The 23,269-nt window shown below is 71.6% G+C and carries 20 protein-coding genes and 4 tRNA genes; 13 read left to right on the top strand and 11 right to left on the bottom strand.

Going from position 1 to position 23,269, the window contains the following annotated elements; translation table 11 throughout:
- The first annotated feature begins 94 nt into the window (after window positions 1-94).
- Complete coding sequence (locus AMIR_RS10030) at window positions 95-517, top strand: VOC family protein (protein ID WP_015800840.1); 423 nt, start codon at window positions 95-97, stop codon at window positions 515-517.
- 36 nt (window positions 518-553) lie between these two features.
- Here AMIR_RS10030 and AMIR_RS10035 read toward each other — a convergent pair whose 3' ends face one another.
- From AMIR_RS10035 to aceA, 3 genes are all read right to left on the bottom strand, one after another.
- Window positions 554-1,135, bottom strand: coding sequence for a TetR/AcrR family transcriptional regulator (locus AMIR_RS10035; RefSeq protein WP_015800841.1), 582 nt, complete (start codon window positions 1,133-1,135; stop codon window positions 554-556).
- Window positions 1,136-1,287: 152 nt separating this feature from the next.
- Window positions 1,288-2,853: a malate synthase A gene (gene aceB, locus AMIR_RS10040; RefSeq protein WP_015800842.1), complete on the bottom strand. Its 1,566-nt coding sequence runs from the start codon at window positions 2,851-2,853 to the stop codon at window positions 1,288-1,290.
- Window positions 2,854-2,888: 35 nt separating this feature from the next.
- A complete protein-coding gene (aceA, locus tag AMIR_RS10045) occupies window positions 2,889-4,157 on the bottom strand; it encodes an isocitrate lyase (RefSeq protein ID WP_015800843.1) in 1,269 nt (422 codons plus the stop codon).
- 204 nt (window positions 4,158-4,361) lie between these two features.
- Between aceA and AMIR_RS10050 the strand changes: the two genes are divergently transcribed.
- The gene (locus AMIR_RS10050; RefSeq protein ID WP_015800844.1) at window positions 4,362-5,777 is read left to right on the top strand and encodes a short-chain fatty acyl-CoA regulator family protein; all 1,416 of its coding nucleotides are present in this window, start codon (window positions 4,362-4,364) and stop codon (window positions 5,775-5,777) included.
- A gap of 18 nt (window positions 5,778-5,795) precedes the next feature.
- On the opposite strand, the gene AMIR_RS10055 is transcribed toward AMIR_RS10050, so the two are convergent.
- Entirely contained in the window at window positions 5,796-7,007 is a 1,212-nt protein-coding gene (locus AMIR_RS10055) for a cytochrome P450 family protein (RefSeq protein ID WP_015800845.1), read from the bottom strand.
- 293 nt (window positions 7,008-7,300) lie between these two features.
- Here AMIR_RS10055 and AMIR_RS10060 point away from each other — a divergent pair, with 293 nt between their 5' ends.
- From AMIR_RS10060 to rox, 5 genes are all read left to right on the top strand, one after another.
- Window positions 7,301-8,488, top strand: coding sequence for a sensor histidine kinase (locus AMIR_RS10060; RefSeq protein WP_015800846.1), 1,188 nt, complete (start codon window positions 7,301-7,303; stop codon window positions 8,486-8,488).
- Window positions 8,489-8,500: 12 nt separating this feature from the next.
- Window positions 8,501-9,145, top strand: a complete 645-nt coding sequence (locus AMIR_RS10065; protein WP_015800847.1) for a response regulator — start codon at window positions 8,501-8,503, stop codon at window positions 9,143-9,145.
- A 148-nt stretch (window positions 9,146-9,293) separates the two neighbouring features.
- A complete protein-coding gene (locus AMIR_RS10070; protein WP_015800848.1) occupies window positions 9,294-10,175 on the top strand; it encodes a trypsin-like serine peptidase in 882 nt (293 codons plus the stop codon).
- A 141-nt stretch (window positions 10,176-10,316) separates the two neighbouring features.
- On the top strand, window positions 10,317-11,840 hold the full coding sequence (locus AMIR_RS10075; protein WP_187313497.1) for a S8 family peptidase: 1,524 nt from the start codon (window positions 10,317-10,319) through the stop codon (window positions 11,838-11,840).
- A 295-nt stretch (window positions 11,841-12,135) separates the two neighbouring features.
- Window positions 12,136-13,563: a rifampin monooxygenase gene (gene rox / locus AMIR_RS10080; protein WP_015800850.1), complete on the top strand. Its 1,428-nt coding sequence runs from the start codon at window positions 12,136-12,138 to the stop codon at window positions 13,561-13,563.
- A gap of 29 nt (window positions 13,564-13,592) precedes the next feature.
- Here rox and AMIR_RS10085 read toward each other — a convergent pair whose 3' ends face one another.
- From AMIR_RS10085 to AMIR_RS10105, 5 genes are all read right to left on the bottom strand, one after another.
- Entirely contained in the window at window positions 13,593-14,012 is a 420-nt protein-coding gene (locus AMIR_RS10085; protein WP_015800851.1) for a hypothetical protein, read from the bottom strand.
- Between the two features lie 230 nt (window positions 14,013-14,242).
- A tRNA-Val gene (locus AMIR_RS10090) sits at window positions 14,243-14,314 on the bottom strand.
- 1 nt (window position 14,315) lies between these two features.
- Window positions 14,316-14,387 (bottom strand) — tRNA-Cys (locus tag AMIR_RS10095).
- A 60-nt stretch (window positions 14,388-14,447) separates the two neighbouring features.
- Window positions 14,448-14,520 (bottom strand) — tRNA-Gly (locus AMIR_RS10100).
- 133 nt (window positions 14,521-14,653) lie between these two features.
- Window positions 14,654-15,079: an SsgA family sporulation/cell division regulator gene (locus AMIR_RS10105; RefSeq protein WP_015800852.1), complete on the bottom strand. Its 426-nt coding sequence runs from the start codon at window positions 15,077-15,079 to the stop codon at window positions 14,654-14,656.
- A 244-nt stretch (window positions 15,080-15,323) separates the two neighbouring features.
- Here AMIR_RS10105 and AMIR_RS10110 point away from each other — a divergent pair, with 244 nt between their 5' ends.
- The 4 genes from AMIR_RS10110 to AMIR_RS10125 all read left to right on the top strand — a co-directional run bounded on the left by AMIR_RS10110 (window position 15,324) and on the right by AMIR_RS10125 (window position 17,333).
- Window positions 15,324-15,977 (top strand): RNA polymerase sigma factor, encoded by a 654-nt coding sequence (locus AMIR_RS10110; protein ID WP_118945848.1) that lies wholly within the window; start codon window positions 15,324-15,326, stop codon window positions 15,975-15,977.
- Window positions 15,974-16,777, top strand: a complete 804-nt coding sequence (locus AMIR_RS10115) for an anti-sigma factor (protein WP_015800854.1) — start codon at window positions 15,974-15,976, stop codon at window positions 16,775-16,777. Before AMIR_RS10110 ends, AMIR_RS10115 begins: the two co-directional genes overlap by 4 nt.
- Before the next feature lie 14 nt (window positions 16,778-16,791).
- Complete coding sequence (locus AMIR_RS10120) at window positions 16,792-17,211, top strand: TIGR02611 family protein (protein ID WP_015800855.1); 420 nt, start codon at window positions 16,792-16,794, stop codon at window positions 17,209-17,211.
- Between the two features lie 50 nt (window positions 17,212-17,261).
- Window positions 17,262-17,333, top strand: a tRNA-Val gene (locus AMIR_RS10125).
- A 77-nt stretch (window positions 17,334-17,410) separates the two neighbouring features.
- Here AMIR_RS10125 and AMIR_RS10130 read toward each other — a convergent pair.
- The gene (locus AMIR_RS10130) at window positions 17,411-17,971 is read right to left on the bottom strand and encodes a tyrosine-type recombinase/integrase (protein WP_222840719.1); all 561 of its coding nucleotides are present in this window, start codon (window positions 17,969-17,971) and stop codon (window positions 17,411-17,413) included.
- Window positions 17,972-18,112: 141 nt separating this feature from the next.
- Window positions 18,113-19,795, bottom strand: coding sequence for a Mu transposase C-terminal domain-containing protein (locus AMIR_RS10135; protein WP_015800856.1), 1,683 nt, complete (start codon window positions 19,793-19,795; stop codon window positions 18,113-18,115).
- Window positions 19,796-20,751: 956 nt separating this feature from the next.
- Here AMIR_RS10135 and AMIR_RS10140 point away from each other — a divergent pair.
- Window positions 20,752-21,837, top strand: a complete 1,086-nt coding sequence (locus tag AMIR_RS10140) for an inosamine-phosphate amidinotransferase 1 (protein ID WP_015800857.1) — start codon at window positions 20,752-20,754, stop codon at window positions 21,835-21,837.
- Window positions 21,838-21,950: 113 nt separating this feature from the next.
- Window positions 21,951-23,192 (top strand): diaminobutyrate--2-oxoglutarate transaminase, encoded by a 1,242-nt coding sequence (ectB, locus tag AMIR_RS10145; RefSeq protein ID WP_240438882.1) that lies wholly within the window; start codon window positions 21,951-21,953, stop codon window positions 23,190-23,192.
- The last annotated feature ends 77 nt before the right edge of the window (window positions 23,193-23,269 follow it).

Below are 23,269 nucleotides of genomic sequence, written 5' to 3' on the forward strand. Positions count from 1 at the left end.
TTCCCCTCACGCGCGGGAGTAGCGGCCACAAACTGGCCGCTACCCCTGCGAGTGTCGTCCCCACAGCACGACGGCACACCGAGGAGAACCACCGATGACCGTGAACGTCACCCCCCACCTGAACTTCCGCGGCGACGCCCGCGCGGCCCTGGAGTTCTACCGCGAGGTCTTCGGCGGCCACCTGGTCGCGGTCACCTACGCGGACGCCCACGCCGCCGAGACCCCGGAGCAGGCCGACCAGGTCATGTGGGGCCAGGTCACCTCCCCCGAGGGCTTCGCGGTGATGGCCTACGACGTCCCGCCGTCCCGCGAGTGGGACGCGGGCGCCGCCCCGTTCTTCGTCTCCGTGCGCGGCGACGACGAGGCCGAGCTCACCACCCGCTGGAAGGCGCTGTCCGAGGGCGCGCAGGTCCTCGCCCCGCTGGCGCCGTCCGCGTGGGCCCCGCTCTACGGGATGCTCGAGGACCGCTTCGGCGTCACCTGGGTGCTCGACGTCGCCGCCCCCCACCAGGGCTGATCCGCGCCCGACCGCTCCCCGCCGCGCGGGGGGCGGTCACCCGGCGGCGCGCAGCCCGTCGACCAGGAACCCCACCACGCGCCGGGCGTCGTACGACGGGTCCAGGTCGGCGCCGATGCACAGGTTGCCGATGGCGAACAGCACCTCCTGCGCCACCACGCCCTCCCGCACCTCGCCCGCCGCCTCCGCCGCCGACAGCAGCCGCTCGAACACCGGCAGCAGCCGCTCCAGGAAGTGCGCGTGCAGCGCCTGGAACCCCTCGTCGTCGGACCGCATCGCCGACGCCAGGCCGTGCTTGGTCACCAGGAAGTCCACGAACAGGTCGGCCCACCGCCGCAGCGCCTCGTGCGGCGACGCGCAGCAGGTCAGCAGCGCGGGCCCGGCCTCGGCGCAGGCGTCCACCTGGTGCCGGAACACCGCGATCACCAGGTCCGCGCGGGTCGGGAAGTGCCGGTAGATGGTCCCCACGCCCACCCCGGCCCTGGCCGCGATGTCCCGCACCGGGGCCTCCACCCCGGACGTCACGAACACCGCCGCGGCCGCGTCGAGCAGCGCCTCCTGGTTGCGCCGGGCGTCGGCCCGCTTGGCCCGCCCCGCGCCCCCACCACCGGACTCCACCGAACCCACCCCTCGACCCCGCCCCTCGAACCCCACCGCCCGGCCACGCCACCGACATGGTGCCACCCCCGCGGCCCCGAACCCCGGAGCACCCCGCGTGACCAGCCCGGACGCGGCGAGGGGGCCGCCCCACGAGGCCCCCTCGCCGACCACTACCCGCGACCGGCCAGGTGCCGCGCGTAAGCCCTGGTCGTGAAGAACAGCGGCAGCCGCTCCGCCAGCGCGTTCTCCACGAACACCTCCCGCACCGCCTCCCGCCGCTCCGGGGCCACCTCCAGCAGCTCCTTCTCCAGCACCTCCCGCACCAGCCCCTCGCCGACCACCCCGCCCTCGGCGAGCGGCGTCCCGTGCCGCACCCACTGCCACACCTGGCAGCGCGAGATCTCCGCCGTGGCCGCGTCCTCCATCAGCCCGCCGATCGCCGCCGCGCCCACCCCGGACAGCCACGACTCCAGGTACCGCACCGCGACCGACACGTTCCCGCGCAGCCCGGCCTCGGTCACCCGCCCAGGGGTCCGGTCCACCGCCAGCAGGTCCGCGCCGGTCACCGCCACGTCCTCCCGCAGCCGGTCCAGCTGGTCGGGCCGGGGGAACGCCGCCGCGCACACCCCGACCAGACCGGGGTGCGCCACCCACGACCCGTCGAACCCGTCCCCGGCCTCGCGCCGCTTGTCCGCCGCGACCGCGTCCAGCGCCACCGCGTTCGCCTCGGCGTCCCGGCTCGGCACGAACGCCGCCATCCCGCCGATCGCGTGCGCCCCCCGCTTGTGGCAGGTGCGCACCAGCAGCTCGGTGTAGGCCCGCAGGAACGGCGCCTCCATGGTCACCCGCGCCCGGTCGGGCAGGACGAACCCCGGCCGGTCCCCGAAGTTCTTGACCACGCTGAAGACGTAGTCCCACCGCCCCGCGTTGAGCCCCGAGCTGTGCTCCCGCAGCTCGTGCAGGATCTCCTCCATCTCGAACGCCGCCGTGATCGTCTCGATCAGCACCGTCGCCCGGATCGTCCCGCGCGGCAGCCCCAGCTCCTCCTGCGCGAACAGGAAGACGTCGTTCCACAGCCGCGCCTCCCGGTGCCCCTCCAGCTTCGGCAGGTAGAAGTACGGCCCGAGACCGCGCTCCACCAACCTCCGTCCGCAGTGGAACAGGAACAGCCCGAAGTCGAACAGCGAGGCCGACACCGGTCGCCCGCCGACGATCAGGTGCTTCTCCACCAGGTGCCACCCGCGTGGTCGCACCACGATCGTCGCGGGCGAGCCGCCCAGCTCGTAGCGCTTCCCGCCCTCCGCGGTGAACTCGATCCGCCCCTCCACCGCGTCGAGCAGGTTCACCTGGCCGGACACCAGGTTCCGCCACGTCGGCGAGGTGGCGTCCTCGAAGTCCGCCATCCACACCCGCGCCCCGGAGTTGAGCGCGTTCAGCGCCCTCTTCCGGTCCGGCGGCCCGGTGATCTCCACCTGCCGCTCCGCCAGCCCCGGCGCGACCGGCGCCACCCGCCACGACGGGTCGTCCCTGACGTGCGCGGTCTCGGCCAGGAAGTCCGGGACGGCCCCGGCCGCGAACTCCTCCCGCCGCTGCCGCCGCTCGGCCAGCAGCTCCGCGCGCCGGGCGGCGAACCGGTCGTCCAGCCGCGCCACGAACGCGACCGCCTCCGGGGTCAGGATCTCGTCGAACCGGTCGCCGGACGCCCCGACGACCTCGGTCCCGCGGTACTCGTGCACGGCGCTCTCCCCACTGCTGGAACGAAAACCCGGACTCAGGCGAACTGGGCCTGCTCGGTGGACCCGGACAGCGCGGTGGTCTCACCGGCGGGGTTCAGCGCGGTGCTGACCCGGTCGAAGTAGCCGGTCCCGACCTCGCGCTGGTGCTTCACGGCGGTGTAGCCGTCCCGCTCGGCGGCGAACTCCCGCTCCTGCAGCTCGACGTACGCGCTCATGCCGCTCTCGGCGTACCCGCGCGCCAGGTCGAACATCGAGTGGTTGAGCGCGTGGAACCCGGCCAGCGTGATGAACTGGAACTTGTAGCCCATGTGCCCCAGCTCCCGCTGGAACTTCGCGATCGTCGTGTCGTCCAGGTGCTTGCGCCAGTTGAACGACGGCGAGCAGTTGTACGCCAGCATCTTCTCCGGGTAGCGGGCCTTGACCGCCTCGGCGAACTCCCGCGCCACGCCCAGGTCCGGCAGCGAGGTCTCCATCCACAGCAGGTCGGCGTGCGGCGCGTACGCCAGCCCCCGGGCGACGCACGGCTCGATCCCGCCCCGCACCCGGTAGAACCCCTCGGCGGTGCGCTCGCCGGTGGTGAACGGCCGGTCCCGCTCGTCGACGTCGGTGGTCAGCAGCGTCGCGGCCTGCGCGTCGGTGCGGGCGACCACCAGCGTCGGCACACCGGAGACGTCGGCGGCCAGCCGCGCGGCGTTGAGGGTGCGCACGTGCTGCCCGGTCGGGATCAGCACCTTCCCGCCCAGGTGCCCGCACTTCTTCTCCGACGCGAGCTGGTCCTCCCAGTGCACCCCGGCCGCGCCCGCCGCGATCATGGCGCGCATCAGCTCGAACGCGTTGAGCACCCCGCCGAACCCGGCCTCGGCGTCCGCGACGATCGGCGCCAGCCACTCGCGCTCGCCGCCGCGCCCCTCCGCGTGCTCGACCTGATCGGCCCGCAGCAGCGCGTTGTTGATCCGCCGGACCACCTGCGGCACCGAGTTGGCCGGGTACAGGCTCTGGTCCGGGTAGGTCTGCCCGGACAGGTTCGCGTCCGCCGCGACCTGCCAGCCCGACAGGTAGATGGCCTTCAGCCCGGCCCTGACCTGCTGCACCGCCTGGTTGCCGGTCAGCGCGCCCAGCGCGTGGACGTGGTCCTCGTCGTGCAGCAGCTCCCACAGCCGCTCGGCGCCCCGCCGGGCCAGCGTGTGCTCCTCCACGACGCTGCCGCGCAGGGCGACCACGTCCTCGGCGCCGTACGTGCGCTCGATCCCGGACCACCGCGCGTCGGTGGCCCACTGGTCGGCGATCTGCTCCGCGCTCAACATCACAAGGCCCTCCACGTCGTCCGTCCCGCCCACTGCCACCAGCTCGACTTCCGCTGCGGTGAACGATGCGCGAGCGGCGCGACCGGGACGACCGGCGCAACCTGCCAATTTCCGAAAATCCCCACCCCCGGTTCTGCTAATCCTGCAAATGCGCATGTTCGCGAAACTGCCCTACCCTGGGTCGTCTCACCACGGAGGTGCGACATGGCCAGGACGTTCGTCGGAGCACGTCTGCGCAGGTTGCGGGAGGAGCGCGGGCTCACCCAGGTCGAGCTGGCCCGCGCGCTCGGCATCTCGGCCAGCTACCTCAACCAGATCGAGCACGACTCGCGCCCGCTGACCGTGCCGGTGCTGCTGCGGCTCACCGAGTCGTTCGGCGTGGACGCCTCGTTCTTCGCCACCCACGACTCGGCCCGCCTGTTCGCCGAGCTGCAGGAGGCCCTGTCCGGCGCCGACGTCTCACCCGGCGACCTGCGCGAGGTCGCCACCTCCCGCCCCGAGCTGGCCAGGGCGGTGATCGACCTGCACCGCCGCTACCGCCAGGCCGACGAGCAGCTCACCGCCGTCGCGGGCGACCGCTCCGGCGAGCTGGTCGTGGGCGCGCACGAGCGGGTGCGGGACTTCTTCTACACGCACGCCAACCACTTCGCCGAGCTGGACACCGCCGCCGAGCACGTGGCGGGCCGCACCGGCGTCCGCCCCGGCGAGACGCGCTCCGCGCTGGCCGCCCGGCTCGCCGACCGCCACGGCGTGCGCGTGCAGGGCATCGCGGGCGAGCTGGCCAACCACAACTCGGCGGGGGAGCTGCACCACTACGACCCGGTGAACCGGGTGCTGCGGCTGTCCGGCAACCTGCGCCCCGGCCAGCAGGCGTTCCGCATGGCAACCCAGATCGCGCTGCTGGAGTTCGGCGACGAGCTGGACGCGATCGTCCAGGAGAGCCGCGAACCGGAGGGCCCGGTGCGGTCGCTGATCCGGATCGGCCTGGCCCGCTACGCCGCCGCCGCCCTGCTGCTGCCGTACCGCTCGTTCCACGAGAGCGCCGAGGAGCTGCGCTACGACATCGAGCTGCTGGCCGACCACTTCGCGCTGAGCTTCGAGACCATCTGCCACCGCCTCACCACCCTGCAGCGGCCGGGGGAGCGCGGCATCCCGTTCTCGTTCGTGCGGGTGGACCGGGCGGGCAACGTCTCCAAGCGCCAGTCCGCCACCGGGTTCCACTTCTCCCGCGCGGGCGGGACGTGTCCGCTGTGGAGCGTCTACGGCGCGTTCTCCTCACCGGGCAGGGTGGTCACCCAGGTCGCCGCGATGCCGGACAACCAGCGCTACCTGTGGGTGGCCCGCACCGTCTCGCGCAGCCGGGGCGGCTACGCCAGTCCCGGCAAGATCTACGCGGTGGGCCTGGGCTGCGAGATCCGGCACGCCTCGCGGCTGGTCTACTCCACCGGCGTCGACCTGGAGGACGCCTCGGCGGCCACCCCGATCGGCCCCGGCTGCCAGACCTGCGACCGCCCGCTGTGCCCGCAGCGCTCGATGCCCCCGGTCGGCAGGCCGCTGCGCGTGGACGCGAACCGCAGCACCTTCATTCCGTACCCGCTGGAGCCGGGGAAGGTGCGCTAGCCCGCGCCCACCCGCGGCTCAGTCGCCCCGACCGGCGTGGGCGCGCGGCATGACGTCCTCGGGGGTGGCCACCTCCAGCTCCAGCGCGAAGTGGTCGAGCGTCGCGGGCAGCGGCTCGCGCAACCGCTTGCGGAACACCAGCTGCTCCCGCAGCACCTCCACCGCCAGCCCCGCGCTCGCCAGCACCAGGTCCCGGCCGGGGCACACCGCCGGGCCGCCGCTGAACGGCACCACGCCCGGCGCGCCCTGCGGCCACAGGTCCGGCCGGTAGGAGTCGCCGTGCGCCCGGTGGAAGTACGGCGCGAAGACCACGAACGTCGTCCCGGCGGGCAGCACCTCCCCGTGCCAGCTGGTCTCCCGCGTGCTCTCGCGCAGGATCACCGGCGTGGTCGGCCACAGCCGCGCCGACTCCAGCACGCTCACCGACCCCGGCTCGTCCCCCGCGGCCCCCACCGCGAGCGCCCGCATCGACACGATCCCGGCCGCGTCGAACGCGAACAGCCAGTGCGGCGCCTGCTCGACCACGTCCTCGACCGCCCGCCCGTGGGCCAGCCCACCGGCCTCACCGCGCTCGGCGTGCCCGCGCACCCGCTCCTCGAACCGCCGCCGCAACCCCTCCCGGCGTGGCCGCAGGTACGCCCAGTTCGCGTCCGCCCGCAGCGCCCCCAGCTCGGCCGTCAGCTCCTCGTCCCCGCGCGCCCCGTTCCCGAACACGATCCGCCGGGCGACCCGCCACCACGCCTGCGAGAACGCGTCCCAGGTCAGCACCCCGGTGCTGCGCGCGTGCCGGACCAGCAGGTCCACCTCGTCCCGCACCGCCCGCTCCCAGTCGGCGTTCTCCGGCCGCAGCGCCTCCTCGTTGAACCGCCGCCGCTCCCGGCGCCCGGCCCCGCGCGTGGCCAGCGACCCGTGCGGCTGGAAGTGCCGCAACGCGGCCCGCTTCTCCGCGGTGGCGGGCGCGAACACCTCGGGCGTCTCGTCCAGCAGCCGGACCACGTCCTCCACCGACACCACCAGCGCCACGCTCCGACCGGGCACCCGCAGCCGCACCGGCCCCGGCCCGTGCTCGGCGCGCAGCGCGGCAACCGTCCGGATGGCCGCCTCGTCGGCCTGAACCCGCTGCTCGAACGCCAGCACACCGGGCCGCCGGACGATCACCCCCTTGGCCAGGGTCGGCAGCAGAACCCGCCCGAACACCCGCGCCGTGCCCACCCGCGATGCCAGTGCCACGCCACTCCTCCGTCCCCGGCGACCGGCCCCGCGTCACGTCGCGCGGACTCCCGGCTGCCGTCCGGAGAGGGCTATCCGAGCCGGGCCCCGGTAAACCGGCGCCGCGTCCCCCGGTCGCCGACCGCCCCGTCCACGAGCTGCGACATCCCCCGATCGTGCGGCGCGGCGGTGGCCCACCCGCCGGATCTACTACTTTCGTCCGACCCCGATCCCCTGTCCCCACCTGCGTGAACTCGTTAACCTGAACGGACGAGCGGCGCCCGCCGCCCCCGGCACGTGAAGGAGCCCCCGGCGTGGACAGCGCGGCACCCCCCGACGGCGCCCCGCCCCGCCCGAGGGCCTCCCGCCCGCCCCGCCCCGCGTTCTGGTCCCGCGTCCCCTGGCTCGACACCACCTGGCAGGGCCGCCGCTCCCTCCTCCTGCTCGACCTCGCCGTCACCGCCGCGATCACCGGTGGCGCCGCGCTGGAGGTCCTGGCCAGGGGCGGCCCGTCCTCCGTCGTCACCCTCCTGGTCACCGCCCCCGCCCTCCTCGTCCGCAGGCGCCGGCCCCTGCTCACCGTCACCGCGGGCCTCCTGCTGTCCGCGGTCATGGGCCTGACCGGCACGTTCCTCACCGCCCCCCGAACCGTCCTGGTCATCGGCCTGCACACCACCGCCGCCCGCCACGGCTTCACCTGGCGCACCTGGCTGGCCGCCGTCCCCGCCTACGCCGTGTTCCTCATCCCCGCCCTGCTCCTCGGCTCGCCCGACTGGCCCTCCTACCTGATCACCCACGCCGTCCTCACCCTCCTCCCGCTGCTCACCGGCATCTGGGTCCACCAGCGCGCCAAGGTCCTCGACCTGCTGCGCGAGCGCGCCGAGACCGCCGAGCGCGAGCGCGACCTGCTCGCCGAGCGCGCCGTCACCGCCGAGCGCCGCCGCATCGCCCGCGAGATGCACGACGTCGTCGCCCACCGGGTCAGCGTGATCGCCCTCCAGGCGGGCGCCCTGACCGTGATCGCCGACGGCGAGACCGCCGAGGTCGCCGAGATCATCCGCAAGTCCGGCTCCGCCGCCCTCGCCGAGCTGCGCGACGTGCTGCGGGTGCTGCGCGAGGACGAGTCCGAGGTCGTCGCGCCCGGCCTGCCCGGCATCGGGTCCCTGGTGGCCGACGCGCCCGGCCGGGTCGACCTGGTGCGCCCCGACCCGCTGCCCGAGGTGGAGCCCGCCGTCGGCCGCGCGGCCTACCGGGTGGTCCAGGAGGCGCTGACCAACGCGGGCAAGCACGCCCCCGGCGCGCCCGTGCGGGTGCTGCTGGAGGCGGGGGAGCGGCTGGTGGTGCAGGTCTCCAACGGCGTCCCGGAACGCCCCGGCGGCGCGGTGCCCGGCTCCGGGTACGGGCTGCTCGGGATGCGCGAGCGGGTGAGCCAGGCGGGCGGGACGGTGTCCGCGCGGCCGGAGGGCGGCGGGTACGTTGTGCGTGCTGAGTTCCCCTGCTGAACGGACGGCGCGGTGGCGGTCAAGGTGCTCCTGCTCGACGACGAGGAGCTCGTGCGCGGCGGCATCAGGCTGATCCTGGAGTCCGACCCCGACCTGCGGGTGGTCGCCGAGGCCCCGGACGGCTCGGACGTGCTCGATTTGGTGGAACGGCACCGGCCGGACGTGGTGCTCACCGACGTGCAGATGCCCGGCGTCGACGGCCTTGAGGTGGTGCGCCGGGTGACCGCCCTGCCGGACGCGCCCGCCGTCGTCGTGCTCACCACGTTCGACCTGGACGAGTACGTGCACTCGGCCCTGCGCGGCGGCGCGACCGGCTTCCTGCTCAAGGACACCCCGCCCCGCGACCTGGTGCGCGCGGTGCACGTGGTGGCGCGCGGCGAGGCCATGATCTCGCCGGGGGTGACCAGGCGGCTGCTGCTGGAGTTCGCCGCCGAACCGGACGGCCGAACGGAGGCGCGCCGCAGGCTGTCCGGCCTCACCCCGAGGGAGCGCGAGGTCGCCGAGGCGGTCGGCCGGGGCGCGAGCAACGCCGGGATCGCCAGGGAGCTGTTCCTGAGCGAGTCGACGGTGAAGGTCCACATCGGACGGATCATGGCCAAGCTCGACGCGGCCAACCGGACCCAGGTGGCGATCACCGTGCACGACGCGTCCCGCTGACCGTCCACAGCGGACTGACCGGTGCTTGCCGCCCCGCAAAGGTTTTCGCCCGGCGACCTCACCCGTTAGCCGGAGACGCCCACCCGCCCCTCGTCGGTAGCTTCCAGGTGACGGTCCCCGCCGCCCGCCCACGAGAGGTGGAAACCCCATGCGAAAACCACTGGGAGCACTGGCGATCGCCCTCCTGTTACCCCTGCTGGCCGTCCCGCTCGCCCAAGCGGCCCCCGAGGCGTCCGACTACTGGACCCCGGACCGGATGCGCGCCGCCGCCCCGCTGGACCTGCCCACCGTCGCCCCGTCCGACGTCAAGGACGTCCCCGCCGCCCCGCCCGCCGAGGTCGCGCCGCAGGCGATCCCGAACGGCGGCGGCCCCTGGACCGGCGGCGGCGCGGTCGTCACCACCGCGGGCCGAGTCTTCTTCAGCTACCAGGGCCGCACCGCCTCGTGCAGCGGCAACGCCGTGACCAGCGCCAACAAGAGCACCGTGATCACCGCGGGCCACTGCGTCAAGCTCGACGGCGCCTACCACACCAACGTCGTCTTCGTCCCCGCCTACGACAACGGCGCCACCCCGTACGGCACCTGGACCGCCCGCGCGACCTACAGCACCCCGCAGTGGAACGCGTCCGAGGACATCAACTACGACGTCGGCGCGATCGTCGTCAACCAGCTCGACGGCCGCAACCTCACCGACGTGGTCGGCGGCCAGGGCATCGCGTTCAACCAGCCGAAGGCCGCCCCGACCTACGCCTTCGGCTACCCGGCCGCCGACCCGTACGACGGCACGAGGCTCGTCTACTGCAGCGGGACCACCTTCAACGCCTTCCTCAGCTCCGGCATCGGCCTGGGCTGCGACATGACCGGCGGCGCGAGCGGCGGCCCGTGGTTCCACGGCTTCTCCGAGACCACCGGAACCGGAACGCTGATCTCGGTGAACAGCTACAAGATCGTCATCCTGCCGTTCTGGATGTTCGGCCCGTACTTCGGCGCGGACGCCCAGAACCTCTACAACCAGGCCCAGGCGGCCTGACCGGCGCGGGGGCGGGCCGGTCCCGCCCCCGTTCGGCAACGCGCACCAACCTCCCCGATCCGCCCCGCCACCCCTACCCGGCCTGCCACCCTCACCCCGACTTGATCAAGGGAGGCGTCCGTGGGACGTGCAGGGATCGGCGTGAGAGCGGTAGCGGGTTCGGTGCTCCTGGCACTGGCCCCGCTGGGGGCACCGGTGGCGCAGGCCCAGGAGGTGACCATCACCCAGGCCGCACCGGGGACCGCCATCGAGGGCAGCTACCTGGTCGTGCTGGAGGACGGCGCGTCCGAGACCGCGCAGGCCCTCACCGAGGAGCACGGCGGCCAGGTCACCTCGACCTGGAAGTCCGCGCTGAAGGGCTTCGCCGTCAAGGCGTCCGAGGACGAGGCCAAGCGCCTGGCCGCGGACCCGGCCGTGCGCGCCGTCGCGCAGAACGCCGCGTTCACCGCCGCCGACGTGCGGTACAACCCGCCGTCGTGGGGCATCGACCGGATCGACCAGCCCGGTCTGCCGCTGGACCAGGCGGTCCACACCGACAGCAGCGCGGCGACCGTGCACGCCTACGTCATCGACAGCGGCATCCGCACCACCCACCGCACCTTCGAGGGCCGCGCCAGCTGGGGCGTCGACCTGGTCGACGGCAGCAGGCAGGACTGCGCCGGTCACGGCACGCACGTCGCGGGCACCATCGGCGGCAGGGAGTTCGGCGTCGCGAAGGACGTCAAGCTGGTCGCCGTCCGCGTCCTGGACTGCGACGGCGGCGGCACCCTGGAGGGCGTCGTCGGCGGCGTCGACTGGGTGACCGCGAACGCCGTGAAGCCCGCCGTGGTCAACATGAGCCTGTCGTCGCAGGCCCCCGGCGGCCCCACCCTCGTGGACGACGCGATCCGCAACTCCATCAACTCCGGCCTGACCTACGCGCTGTCGGCGGGCAACCGCAACGCCGACTCCTGCACCTACAGCCCGGCCAGGGTCACCGAGGCGATCACGGTCGGCGCCTCCACCAGGACCGACGCGCGCGCCGGCTTCTCCAACCACGGCCCCTGCGTCGACCTGTTCGCGCCGGGCGAGGGCATCAACTCGGCCGACGCCGCCAACGACACCGGCTCGTTCGACGCCGACGGCACGTCCATGGCGGCCCCGCACGTGGCGGGCGCCGCAGCCCTGGTCCTCGGCCGCACCCCGAACGCCACCCCGGCGCAGGTCCAGGACGCCCTGAAGACCTCCGGCGTCGCCAACGTCATCACCAACCCCGGCACGGGCTCCCCGCGCACCCTCCTGCAGACCCGCCCGGCCCGGCAGGACGTCAAGCCGCTGATCCGCTACTGGCGCTCCCCGGACCACTACAGCTCCGCCACGGGCATCGGCCGCGCCGGCTACACCGCCGAGGGCTCCCTGGGCGGCCTGCGCACCACCCCGTTCGACGGCGGTCGCGCCGTCTACCGCTGCACCTACGCGGGCTGGGACAGCTTCACCTCGATCCAGCCGGACTGCGAGGGCCACGCGAACGAGGGCGTGCAGGGCTACGCCCACACCACCGCCCAGCCGAACACCCACCCGCTGTACCGCTGCTTCGTCCCGGCCACCGGCGACCACATGGACAGCACGGACCCGAACTGCGAGGGCCAGGTGACGGAGGGCCTGACCGGCCACGTCCTGAACTGACCCCCTGAACCGCCACGCCCGCGCCACCGCACCAGGTGGCGCGGGCGCCGTGCTTCCCGGCGCGCCACAGCACGAGGCCGAACCGCTCGAAGATCCCCGGAACCGGGGGAGAAGGGCGGACCAGCACTCCCCGCCACTCCCAACGTATAGCGCACACCCCCTCTTGCCGCAAGCCCCCCGTCCGGCCGCACAATCCCCGCCCGAAGCCCCAAGGCCCCCGGCGCAACCGGGGTCCCACGCTGCGCCCCACCAGGCGCGGCGGCAGGCTGAACCGAACCACGGCGAACGGGCAACCATGATTGACGTGATCATCGTCGGCGCCGAACCGACCGGTGTCGTGCTGGCCGCCGAGCTGCGCCTGCACGGCGTCGGCGTCCTGGTCCTCGACCGGGAGCCGGAACCGCCCGCGCACGTCCGCGCGCTGGGCCTGCACGTGCGCAGCATCGAGCTGCTCGACCAGCGCGGCCTCCTGGACGACTTCCTCGCGCGCGGCGTGAAGCACCCCCTGGGCGGCTTCTTCGCGGGCATCACCAAACCCCTCCCGCCGAACGCCCTGGACACCGCCCACGGCTACGTCCTCGGCATCCCGCAGCCCGTGGTCGAGTCCCTGCTCACCGCCCACGCGCTCAAGTCGGGCGCCGAGATCCGCAGGGGCGTCGAGCTGACCGGCCTGACCCAGGACGCGGACGGCGTCACCGCCGAGCTGGCCGGCGGCTCCACCCTCCGCGCCCGCCACCTCGTCGGCTGCGACGGCGGTCGCAGCACCGTCCGCAAGCTGCTCGGCGTCCCGTTCCCCGGCGAGCCCGGCAAGGTCGACACCCTCCTCGGCGAGATGGAGCTGACCGCGCCCCCGGAGGAGATCGCCAGGATCGTCACCGAGGTCCGCAAGTCCCAGCTCCGCTTCGGCGCGGGCCCGCTCGGCGACGGCCACTACCGCGTCGTCGTCCCCGCCCACGTCGCCGAGGACCGGGCGACCCCGCCCACCCTGGACGAGTTCGCCGCCCAGCTCCGCGCCACCGCGGGCACCGACTTCGGCGCCGGGAACCCGCGCTGGCTCTCCCGCTTCGGCGACGCCACCCGGCTCGCCGACCACTACCGCGTCGACCGCGTCCTGCTCGCGGGCGACGCCGCCCACGTGCACCCGCCCACCGGCGGCCAGGGCCTGAACCTGGGCGTCCAGGACGCCGTCAACCTCGGCTGGAAGCTCGCCGCCGAGATCACCGGCTGGGCCCCGCCCACCCTCCTGGACACCTACGAGGCCGAGCGCCGCCCGGTCGCCCGCGACGTCCTGGACAACACCCGCGCCCAGATGCAGCTGCTCTCCACCGAACCCGGCCCGGTGGCCGTCCGCGGGCTGCTGTCCGAGCTGATGGACTTCGAGGAGGTCAACCGCCACCTCATCGGCAAGGTCGTGGCGATCGACCTCCGCTACGACCTCGGCGACGACCACCCGCTGGTCGGCAGGCGCCAGCGCGACCTCCAGCTCGGCCGCTCCCGCCTGTACGAGCTGACCCGCACCGGTCGCGGCCTGCTCCTGGACCAGACCGGGAAGCTCACCGCGTCGGGCTGGGCGGACCGGGTCGACCACGTCGTGGACACGGGCGCCGGGCTCACCGCGCCCGCCGTGCTGCTGCGCCCGGACGGCCACGTGGCCTGGGCGGGGGAGGACCAGGAAGCCCTCGACACCCGCCTGCGCGAGTGGTTCGGCGCCCCTCGGCCCTGACCCCCGGTGTCAGGCTAGGGGAGAACGCGTCACACGCTGTGCCTGCGCGCGACCGGCCGCGCGTAGTGCTTGTGCAGCGCGCCGACGTGCCCGGCCCAGAACAGCTGGCGGTCGGCGGCGTTGCCCGGCACCGGGAGGCCCTTGGCCCTGGCCAGCGCGTAGAACCCGGTCCCCGCGTCGTTGGAGCTGAGGTACTGCACGAGCGCGCTGATCAGCAGCCCGCCGGTCTCCCGGAACGAGCCCTCGGCGATCTGCCCCAGCAGGTCGCCGAGGGCGGCCCGCTCGGACTCCGCGTCGAAGTCGAACGCGCGCAGGCCGGTGCGCCGCGCGATGGTCGCGTTGAACTCGGTGTACGTGGTCATGCGCTTCAGCTCCGCCTGCTCGACGAGGAATCTCCTCCCCTCCTCCGCCAGCGTGTCCCACTCGTCGTCCGAACGCCCGTACCGCACGATGACTCCTCTTCTCACCGGCCGCCGCAAGAATTCGGCGGACCACGGAAGGAGCGGTGCGCGGAGCCGCGTTCCACCCGGCGAGCGGGTGGCGCCCGGCGCATTCGGGACAGCGGGGAATTGCTCGCGCGTGACGCGGGTCATCCTCGTGGCACGTCCGGAAGTGCTCCGCGCACAGCAGAGCGCCCGGTAGGTGGATATCCACCTACCGGGCGCTCTGCTTTCTCCTGTGGACGATACTGGGATTGAACCAGTGACCCCTACCGTGTCAAGGTAGTGCTCTCCCGCTGAGCTAATCGTCCGAGGCGGAGACGGGAATCGAACCCGTGTACAGGGCTTTGCAGGCCCTTGCCTAAGCCACTCGGCCACTCCGCCAACTTCTCCGGAATGCTAGCACACCGAATATTTGGCCTGAGCCCAAGGGGCCCTCTGCCGAGCGGATGACGAGACTCGAACTCGCGACCCTCACCTTGGCAAGGTGATGCGCTACCAACTGCGCTACATCCGCACGCCCCTCGGAATTCGCTTGCCTTTGCCGTTTCCGGCTCCGGTTCGCGTCTTCCTCGGTGCAGGAGGAACTTTATTACACACCTGGCCGCAGAATCAAATCGGGGGTCCCCCGGCCCTGCGACCTGCGCTTTTCAGCTCAGGTCGTTGGAGATCAGGTGCGTCAGCGCCTCGTCCACGTCGACCCACAGGTGCTCGTTCCCCGGCACCACGACGTCGTACGTCCGGTCGAGGAAGTCGGCGAGCTCCTGGGCGGAGGCCTCGAACATGGCGTGCCCTGACGGCGAGCTGAGCTCGATCACCACCACCTCGGGGTCGTCGGCCGCGGGTCGGATCCGGACGTCGCCGTCACCGGCGTCCGCGATCAGCCCGTCGGCGAGGAGGTCGCGGGCGAACACCCACTCGACCCACCCGGCGCGGCCGGTGCGGAACGCGGCGATGACCGCGTACGGGTCCTTCGTGTCGTATCGAAGCTCCACCTGCACCGGAACAGCCGGGGTGCGTGGCGCCAGCAGGTCGAAGACCGCTGTTGAGCGGAGCGTGACGTGGTCATTGCGCATCGTCGTTACCCTCTTCTCCCTTCCCGGCCTAGCAAACGACCGAGTTCGCCAGATGTGACGTGTCTGTGGCGAGGAACGCTCGACATCGGGGCGTTTATCACCCTTCTGGGCTAACAAGACTTCTGTATGTGCCTGTTTTGTTGCTCTCTGTATTCGCTGATGTCCCCTCTAGGGCCATCTTGCTCGGTTTAACCTGAACCCGGTACCGGCTGTTGCGCGAATGTTGGACGTGAGGACCTCTCTGGTGGCTTACCCGCCCGCACCGCCGCCGCGCCCAGACCCCCCGACACCTGCCGCGACGGGCGGGCGGGCGTTCGACGCCGCCCTCGTCGCGCGGGTGGTCGAGGGCGACCGGACCGCGTTCGGACATCTGTACGACCGCTACGGTCGTCCGGCTTACTCGTTGGCCAGGAGGATCTGCGTCGACCCCGACCTCGCCGAGGACGTGGTGCAGGAGGCCTTCCTGGTGCTGTGGCGCAGTCCACAAGGGTACGACAGCGCCAAGGGCGCGTTCGGGACGTGGCTGATGACCGTGGTGCACCACCGCGCGGTCGACGCCGTCCGCAGGGAGAACACCCGCAGGGTCAGATCGGTGCCGCTCACCGACGAGGTGTCCGAGCGCGCCGTGCCGCCCGCCGAGGGCGCGGACGGCGCCGCGCTGGCCGGGCTGGTGGGCGCGGAGGTGCGGGCCGCGTTGGGCAGACTGCCCGAGGACCAGCGGCAGGTGCTGTCGCTGGCGTACCTGGGCGGGTACACGCAGGCCGAGGTGGCGGCGCTGACCGGGGTGCCGCTGGGCACGGTCAAGTCGCGCACGTTCGCGGCCGTGCGGCGGCTGCGCGGGTTGCTGCGGTCCGTGTGGACCGGGGAGAACGACGAGGCGACGGAGGCGCGGCGGTGACGGGGGAGTCGGGGCGCTGCTCCGGTGAGGAGCTGGCGGCCGGGTGGGCGCTGCGGGCGCTGGGGCCGGACGAGGAGGTCGCCTTCCTGGCGCACCTGCCGGGCTGCGCGCGGTGCGCGCGGGTGGTGCGGGAGACGGAGGAGGTGGCGGCCACGATCGGGGGCGCCGTGGAGCAGCACGACCCGCCGCCACGCCTGCGGGCGAGGCTCCTGGCGGCCGTGGAGGCGGAACCGGTCGGCGCTCCCGCTGCTGTTGCTGTTGCCGCTGCGCCTTCCGCGCCCGCTGCGCCCGCTGTCGTGCCCCTGAGGCCGCGACGCGCCTGGCCGAGGCTCCTGACCGCAGCGGCGGCTGCTCTGGTCCTCCTGGCGGGCACGGGGGCCGCAGTGCGCCTGTCCCAGCTGACCGACCAGGTGGCGGAGGTCGACGCGCGAGCGGCCCGCTACCAACGAGCCCTGGCCGTGGCAGTCGACCCGACGGCGTCCCGAATCGTCCTGCGCACGCAGTCGGGCGACACCAGGGCGGTCCTCATGTCGGCGAGCTCCGACGCCGCGGTGGTCCCCGTCTCCCTGCCCCCGAACGACGGCGCGGCCGAGGTCTACGTCGTCTGGGGCCTGAGCACCCCGACCCCGGCCCCCCTGGCCACCTTCGACGTCCCGGCGGCCGGCGAGGCCCCCGAACTCCTCTCGTGGAACCCGGAGGCGGCCGCGCACGACGAGTACGCGATCTCCCTCGAACCGGGCAGGAGCGCCCCGCCCACCCCATCGGAGGTAGTCGCCTCGGGCCTGGTGGTGCCGGCGTGAGCCATGATGGGCGAATGCGCACCGAGGAGGACAGGACGATCGGCGCCACCCCGAAGTGGTTCCGCCGCAACCCCGCGCTGCGGCTGGCGTACCGCATCGGGGTCGGGGTCGTCGGCGGGCTGGTGCTCGTCCTCGGCGTGGTCCTGATCCCGTACCCCGGACCGGGCTGGCTGGTCGTCTTCGCGGGCTTGGCGATCCTGGCGACGGAGTTCGCGTGGGCGGGCAGGCTCCTGAAGTTCGCGAAGCGCTACTACGACGCGTGGGTCGAGTGGCTCAAGCGCCAGTCCGCGGCGGTGAAGCTGCTCGTGCTCACGTGCACCTGCCTGGTCGTCCTGGCCACTTGCTGGCTGCTGGGCGCGTTCTCCCTGGTGGGAGGCTGGTTGGGCCTGGACTGGCCGTGGCTGGAGAGCCCGATTTTTGGAAACCGGGGGTGATGTTGTACGGTATGCACACACCGCGAGAGCGGGGCGGGAAAACTGAATGAGGGCGATTAGCTCAGCGGGAGAGCGCTTCGTTCACACCGAAGAGGTCACAGGTTCGATCCCTGTATCGCCCACCGCAGGTCAGAGGCCCAGCAGCCATCAGGTTGCTGGGCCTCTGCCGTTGTTGCAAGCAGCGAAGTACAGCAGCGGCTCAGAAGTCGAGGCTTTCGCTGAGCCGTTGCAGCGCCTTTCGCGTCGTGTCGTCCGACACCTCGGTGTAGATCTCCATCGTGACTCGCATGTTGGCGTGGCGAAGAATGCGCATGACCACCCGAGGGCGCACGTTCAGCTCCGCCAGCAGTGAGGCGCAACTCCGCCTGCCGTCGTGGACGGTGATCTTCGGAATCCCGGCTTTCTCGCAGCGCCGGTCCCGGGACCGGTTGAAGTTGCGGGGTTCGATCGGGGTGCCGTAGCGGGTGGTGAAGAGCAACCCGCTCTCGCGCCCCGCCACGTCGGCGGCCTGGCGGTCGAGGAGCCGTTGCGGTCTGCGGAGCCTGATCGCCGTGGCCGCGATGGACGGCATCGGCAAGGTGTCCTCCGACGCCTCCGTCTTCGTCTCGCGGTGCAGGAGCTGCCCCCGCACGCGCTGGAGCTGGTACCCGATGTCGAGCACGCCCAGGCCCTCGTCAGCGGCGCCCTCCGGCAGGTCCGGACGTCGTTGAGCGTGCGCAGGCTCAGGAAGCCCTTGCAGCACTCGCCCTTGGCGCAGCACCGCCGCTTGTCCTCGGGGCGCTTGGCGTCCTTGCCCTGGGCGCGGCACTGGCAGGTGCGGGCGAGCTTGTTCATCCACTGCTGGCCGACCCGGACGGGGAAGTTCACTGCCGCGTTCACCCGGACAGCCCAGGTGTGAGACTCAGCGGGGTGTGGGCCTCACACGCGTCCACCAGGCCTGGATCCAGCCGCCGTCGCGGTGGTCGCGGACCCAGACGCGAGACACGTCATGGGGGTCGTGGCGCACTTCCCACCACCCCTTCCTCCCGTCCACCCCTGAACGCCGTCGACGGTGGAGATCGAGTGCCGCGCTGTCGTAGGTGCGATGCCTGATCTTCACGCCGTAGGAGTTGATGGCCCGCCAGGTCGCCGGGAGCAACTCGACGTAGTCGTCTTCGGCCAGTGGAACCGGGACGTAGCCCGCGTTCTCCACCAACGCGGCGTACATCTCGTTCGGTGTCAACGCCTTGCCCGGCGTGACCGGGTGCCGCAGCCCGTCCTGTGGCGAGTTCTGCCACAAGACCACGAGCCATTCGTCCAAGAGCTCCTGCAGCTCCACCGCCGACCAGGCCGCGTCGGTGTGGACGTGGCCCGCGACGTGCTGGCCGAACAGGCTGCCCACGGCGGGGAGACCGGCCTCCCCCGCTCCCCCAGGCGACGGCTGGACGGTGATGCCCATCGCCCGGCAGGCGTTGCGGAAGGCCTTGGACAGGTGGACCACGCCGTGGTCGCACATGATGGTCTCCGGCACGATCACCGGCCTGGCCGCCGCGTGCGCCAGTCGCCGGTCGAACTCGGTCAGCCTGCGGTGCGGCAGCGCGGACCTCAGCATCCGCTGCGCCCGCGCCCAGCCCGGTCGCCTCGGCTCCGGTGCCAGCGAGCGGGCCAGCAGCAGCGCCGCGTCCACCGCCCTGGTCGCCGGACTCAGCACCGCCGCGGGGATCGTCCTCGTCGCCAGATCGATCAACCAGGTCAGCTCGACCCGGCCGATCACACCGCCGTCCAGCTCCACCCGGACGTCCAGCGGCGTGGACTCGATCCGCATCCACTCGCCGGGGCGCACCGCGGTCACCGTCCCGAACCGGTCGTCGGGCTGTGCGGCCGGCGCACGGCGGGATGATCCGGAGACGTGCCCGCCCGCGGAGATCTGTTTGGCCAGGCGGTAGAACGTGGCGCGGGCCGGCATCACCGACGCCGGGTCGATCCCGTGCCGGTCGGCCAGGATCTGTTCCACGCGCCGCCGAAGCCCGCCTGCCTCGCCCGCCGACCGGCTGCTCTCCTCGGCGACGGCCTGACCGATCGCCCGCACCACGCGCTCATCGGTCGTGGCGCCGCGGGGACGGGCAACCCTGTGATCGACCAGGCCCCACACACCGTCCTTCTCGTAGCTCAGCCGAAGCCGTTGGAACGTGCTCAGCGCGACCGCGTGGCCGGCCCCGGTCAGCTCGCTCACCTTGGCCAGCTCCCGCTGCCGCAGTGTGCGCATGGCCGGGTCGTACTCCGGCCTCGGCCTTGCCCGTGCCCCCGCGTCCGGCGGCACTCCCGTGATCACCTCGACGATGTGGTGCTCCCACCAGCGGGCCTGATCCGCCGCGTCCGCCGGAAGGCCGTCCGGCAGCCCTTGCGCGGGCAGCTCCGGCCGCGCCTGTGCGAGCACGCGGAACCCCGGTGAGCTGAACAGATCCGCCGACGAGCAAGCCGATTCAGTCCCGGTCACGTCGGCCAGCCGAACTCGCGCCGCGGACAGGACGGTGACCGTGTGCGCCGAGCCGTTGACCAAGACCTTGTCGCCGGTCCGCACCAGCGGAGGCCGTGACAACGTCATGGCGCGCCCTTCCCGCCGACCGGCGCGGAAAACGGCGTGGTGAACACCCCCAGAAGCCAGGCACGGTATTCCTCGCGCAAACGGCGAGGATGTCGAAAAACGGCTAAACGCCCCACATTGACCCCCATCAACGAATCGGGTACGCCTACCGGCCACAACCTCGGCCTACCGGCTCCGACGCTACCGCACTGGCTGCGGAGGCGTCGGCGTTTCAGGCGCGACCAGACCTTCAACGCGGACGTTGACGCACTCGCTCACGCACGCGGAATGCGCTGGTAGGAGGGTGCATTTGACACCAGTAGAACATCCTCGAATCAGGTAAACCGTCTCACCTATTTGAGGCACGGCCGTGCCTCAAATAGGTGAGACAACAGTCCGGGATCGCTCGACCGGAGCAACGTCGAGACCTTGCCTCGCACGTATGGCCGTGCAACTATGGCCTCGACGCGCGGATTCAGCGTTGCGCTGATCTTCGCTTTCGACAACTGGGGATTGCTGGGAATGTCCTGAAGACGGGGCCTGGGCAACGTAAAAATCGGACATTTCTCCTGAATTGACCGATCGCGACCGGTGCAGGACTCGGTCGGACCGGAGTCTCGGCGCACTCGAATTCACCGGTCGAGCAGCGATGTGACTTGTCGGAGGGGGACGAGCACGATGCCGGAACGCGTCGGCGATGATGGCGTGACTGAGCCGCGAAATGCTGATCGAAGATCCGGCCGAGCCCGTTCCCGTCGCACCGCCGATCATTTTTAGGACTTGCACGGCGTTGAGGAAAACGACGCACTTTGCGAACTCCGTGAAAGCGCGCGTGCGCAGGTGAGTGGTGCGCGATCGCATCCCACGCGCCAACCGGGGGAATTTCGGCCTGCCCGGACGGTCGCCGGCCGCTCCCGCAACTTGGCCGACTACTCGACATGCACGCAAACGAACGATGTTCACTAGGAGCAACGTCGATGAGCAACACCACCCACAGCGAGGTGTCCACGACCCTTCCGGGCGTGTGGAGCTGCAACGAATGGGACCCGTTGGTAGAGGTGATCGTCGGAAACGCCCTCGGAGCACGGCTTCCCCATCCCGACAAGAGCACGAATCTCGCGGAGTTCGCCGGCTACTCCCTCGACGAGATCCCCACCGGCGCCTTCCCGGACCGGATCATCGAGGAAGCCGAAGAGGACCTCGCCGCGATGGTCAAGTCGCTGGAAGACCTCGACATCGTCGTCAGGAGGCCGGACACCTGGCCGCACGACGAGGTCGTGTCCACCCCCTTCTGGTCCACGAAGGGGTACTACAACTACTGCCCTCGGGACATCTTCCTGGTCCTGGGAAACCAGATCATCGAGACGCCGAACGTCATCCGCGGCCGGTTCCTCGAAGCGCACAGCTACCGCGAAATCCTGATGGAGTACTTCAAGGCCGGCGCGAAGTGGTACAGCGCGCCGAAACCGATGCTGCTGGACACCCTCTTCGAGGTGGATCACGAGCTGCCGATCCCCAGGGAGGACGAGCCTGTCTTCGACGCGGCCAACGTGCTGAGGTTCGGCCGGGACCTCGTTTATCTGATCAGTTCGACCGGCAACGAACTGGGCGCGCAGTGGCTGCAGACGATCCTGGGCGATGAGTTCAAGGTTCACGTGTGCCGGATCGACTACCACGGCAGCCACATTGACACGTCCGTGGTCGCGCTGAGGCCCGGCTTGTTGCTGTGCAACCCGGAACGGGTGACGCGAGAGATGCTGCCGTCGATCTTCGACAAGTGGGAGGTCATCTACAGCCCGCCGATGGTCGGCGCCGACCGGTTCGACAGCGACTACCTGGCCCGCTCCATCGGGAGCAGCTGGATCGACATGAACCTCTTCAGCGTGAGCCCCGAGCTCGTCGTCGTGGACCGGGACCAGCTTCCCCTGATCAAGCTCATCGAAGAGCACGGCATCGACGTCCTGCCGTTGAAGCTCCGTCATTCGCGGATGATGGGTGGCGGCTTCCACTGCGCGACCCTGGACACCAAGCGCAAAGGCAGTCTGGAGAACTACTTCGACTGATCGAGCGCGTGAAGATGCGCTCATCGCAAAGCGAACAAGTGCGGCGCATTGACGCGCTGACGCGACGTAAAACGGGGGTGTTACGTTTGAGCGGCACAGATGTTCAGTCGAGCTTGTACGAGAAGTACGAATCCGAGGTGCGATCGTACTGCCGACTGATTCCCCACGAACTCACCAAGGCGACGAACGCCTACGTGCACACGTCCGCAGGCATCCGGTACATTGATTTTTTCTCCGGCTGCGGAGCGTTGAACTACGGCCACAACGATCCGGACATGCGGAACGCTCTGGTCGAGTACATCTCCGGCGACGGCATCGCCCACTCCCTGGACTTCCACTCGGAGTCGAAAGGCGCGTTCATCAAGGAGTTCGCCGACAAGATACTCCTGCCCCGCGGCCTGGACTACAAGATCCAGTTCACCGGACCGACCGGAACGAACGCGGTCGAGGCGGCGCTGAAGCTGGCGCGGAAGGCGACCGGCCGGGTCAACGTGGTCGCGTTCACGAACAGCTTCCACGGCGTCTCGCTCGGCTCGCTCGCGGCAACCGCCAACCAGCACCACCGCGGCGTGTCCGGCATCGCGCTGAGCGGAGTCTCCCGCGCGCCGTACGCCGACTACTTCGGCAGGGAGGTCGACACCCTCCCGTGGCTCGAGCAGATGCTGTCCGACCCCTCGAGCGGAATCGACCCGCCCGCCGCGATCATCGTGGAGACGGTGCAGGGCGAGGGAGGGCTGAACTGCGCCTCGGCCGAATGGCTGCGCCGGCTCAGGGCTCTCGCGACCAGGCACGGCGCACTGCTGATCGTCGATGATGTCCAGGCCGGCTGCGGCAGGACCGGCAGCTTCTTCAGCTTCGAATTCGCGGAGATCGTCCCCGACATCGTGGTCCTCGCGAAATCGCTCTCCGGGTTCGGAATCCCGCTCGCCGCAGTCCTCCTGCGCCCGGAACTCGACGTGTGGCAGGCCGCCGAGCACAACGGAACGTTCCGGGGCAACAACCACGCGTTCGTCACCGCGCGGCTGGCGATCGCCAAGTTCTGGTCGGACAGCTCGTTCTCCGCCTCGGTCGAGGCGAAGTCCCGAGCGGTCGGAGCAGTGCTCGACTCGTTGCAGCACCGCACCGGCCGATTGCGCAAGGGCCGGGGCCTGATGCAGGGCCTGCGGTGCCAGAAGGCGGAATCCGCCGCGGAGATCCAGCGGCGGTGCCTGGAAGCAGGCCTGTTGCTCGAGAGGTCCGGCCCTCATGACGAGGTGTTGAAGCTGATGCCTCCTCTGACCATCGAGGACGAGGTCCTCGAAGAAGGGCTCTCCCGGTTCTCCGAGGTGGCCCTGTCCGTGCGGGACGACTCGTGAGGTGCTGCCCGGCGCCTCCAGCCGCACTGCACGTGTTCGCCGAACAGCCGAAGCCAGGGAGGAGGTTCTCATGCCCG

It is taken from the genome of Actinosynnema mirum DSM 43827 (genome assembly GCF_000023245.1).
Classification (GTDB): domain Bacteria; phylum Actinomycetota; class Actinomycetes; order Mycobacteriales; family Pseudonocardiaceae; genus Actinosynnema; species Actinosynnema mirum.

Excerpts from the sequence above, each read along its gene's own strand:
- rox (WP_015800850.1), top strand. The coding sequence starts at position 12,136 with ATGATTGACGTGATCATCGTCGGCGCCGAACCGACCGGTGTCGTGCTG.
- AMIR_RS10120 (WP_015800855.1), top strand. The coding sequence starts at position 16,792 with ATGCGCACCGAGGAGGACAGGACGATCGGCGCCACCCCGAAGTGGTTC.
- AMIR_RS10140 (WP_015800857.1), top strand. The coding sequence starts at position 20,752 with ATGAGCAACACCACCCACAGCGAGGTGTCCACGACCCTTCCGGGCGTG.
- AMIR_RS10030 (WP_015800840.1), top strand. The coding sequence starts at position 95 with ATGACCGTGAACGTCACCCCCCACCTGAACTTCCGCGGCGACGCCCGC.
- aceA (WP_015800843.1), bottom strand. The coding sequence starts at position 4,157 with ATGTTGAGCGCGGAGCAGATCGCCGACCAGTGGGCCACCGACGCGCGG.
- AMIR_RS10070 (WP_015800848.1), top strand. The coding sequence starts at position 9,294 with ATGCGAAAACCACTGGGAGCACTGGCGATCGCCCTCCTGTTACCCCTG.
- AMIR_RS10050 (WP_015800844.1), top strand. The coding sequence starts at position 4,362 with ATGGCCAGGACGTTCGTCGGAGCACGTCTGCGCAGGTTGCGGGAGGAG.
- AMIR_RS10135 (WP_015800856.1), bottom strand. The coding sequence starts at position 19,795 with ATGACGTTGTCACGGCCTCCGCTGGTGCGGACCGGCGACAAGGTCTTG.
- AMIR_RS10105 (WP_015800852.1), bottom strand. The coding sequence starts at position 15,079 with ATGCGCAATGACCACGTCACGCTCCGCTCAACAGCGGTCTTCGACCTG.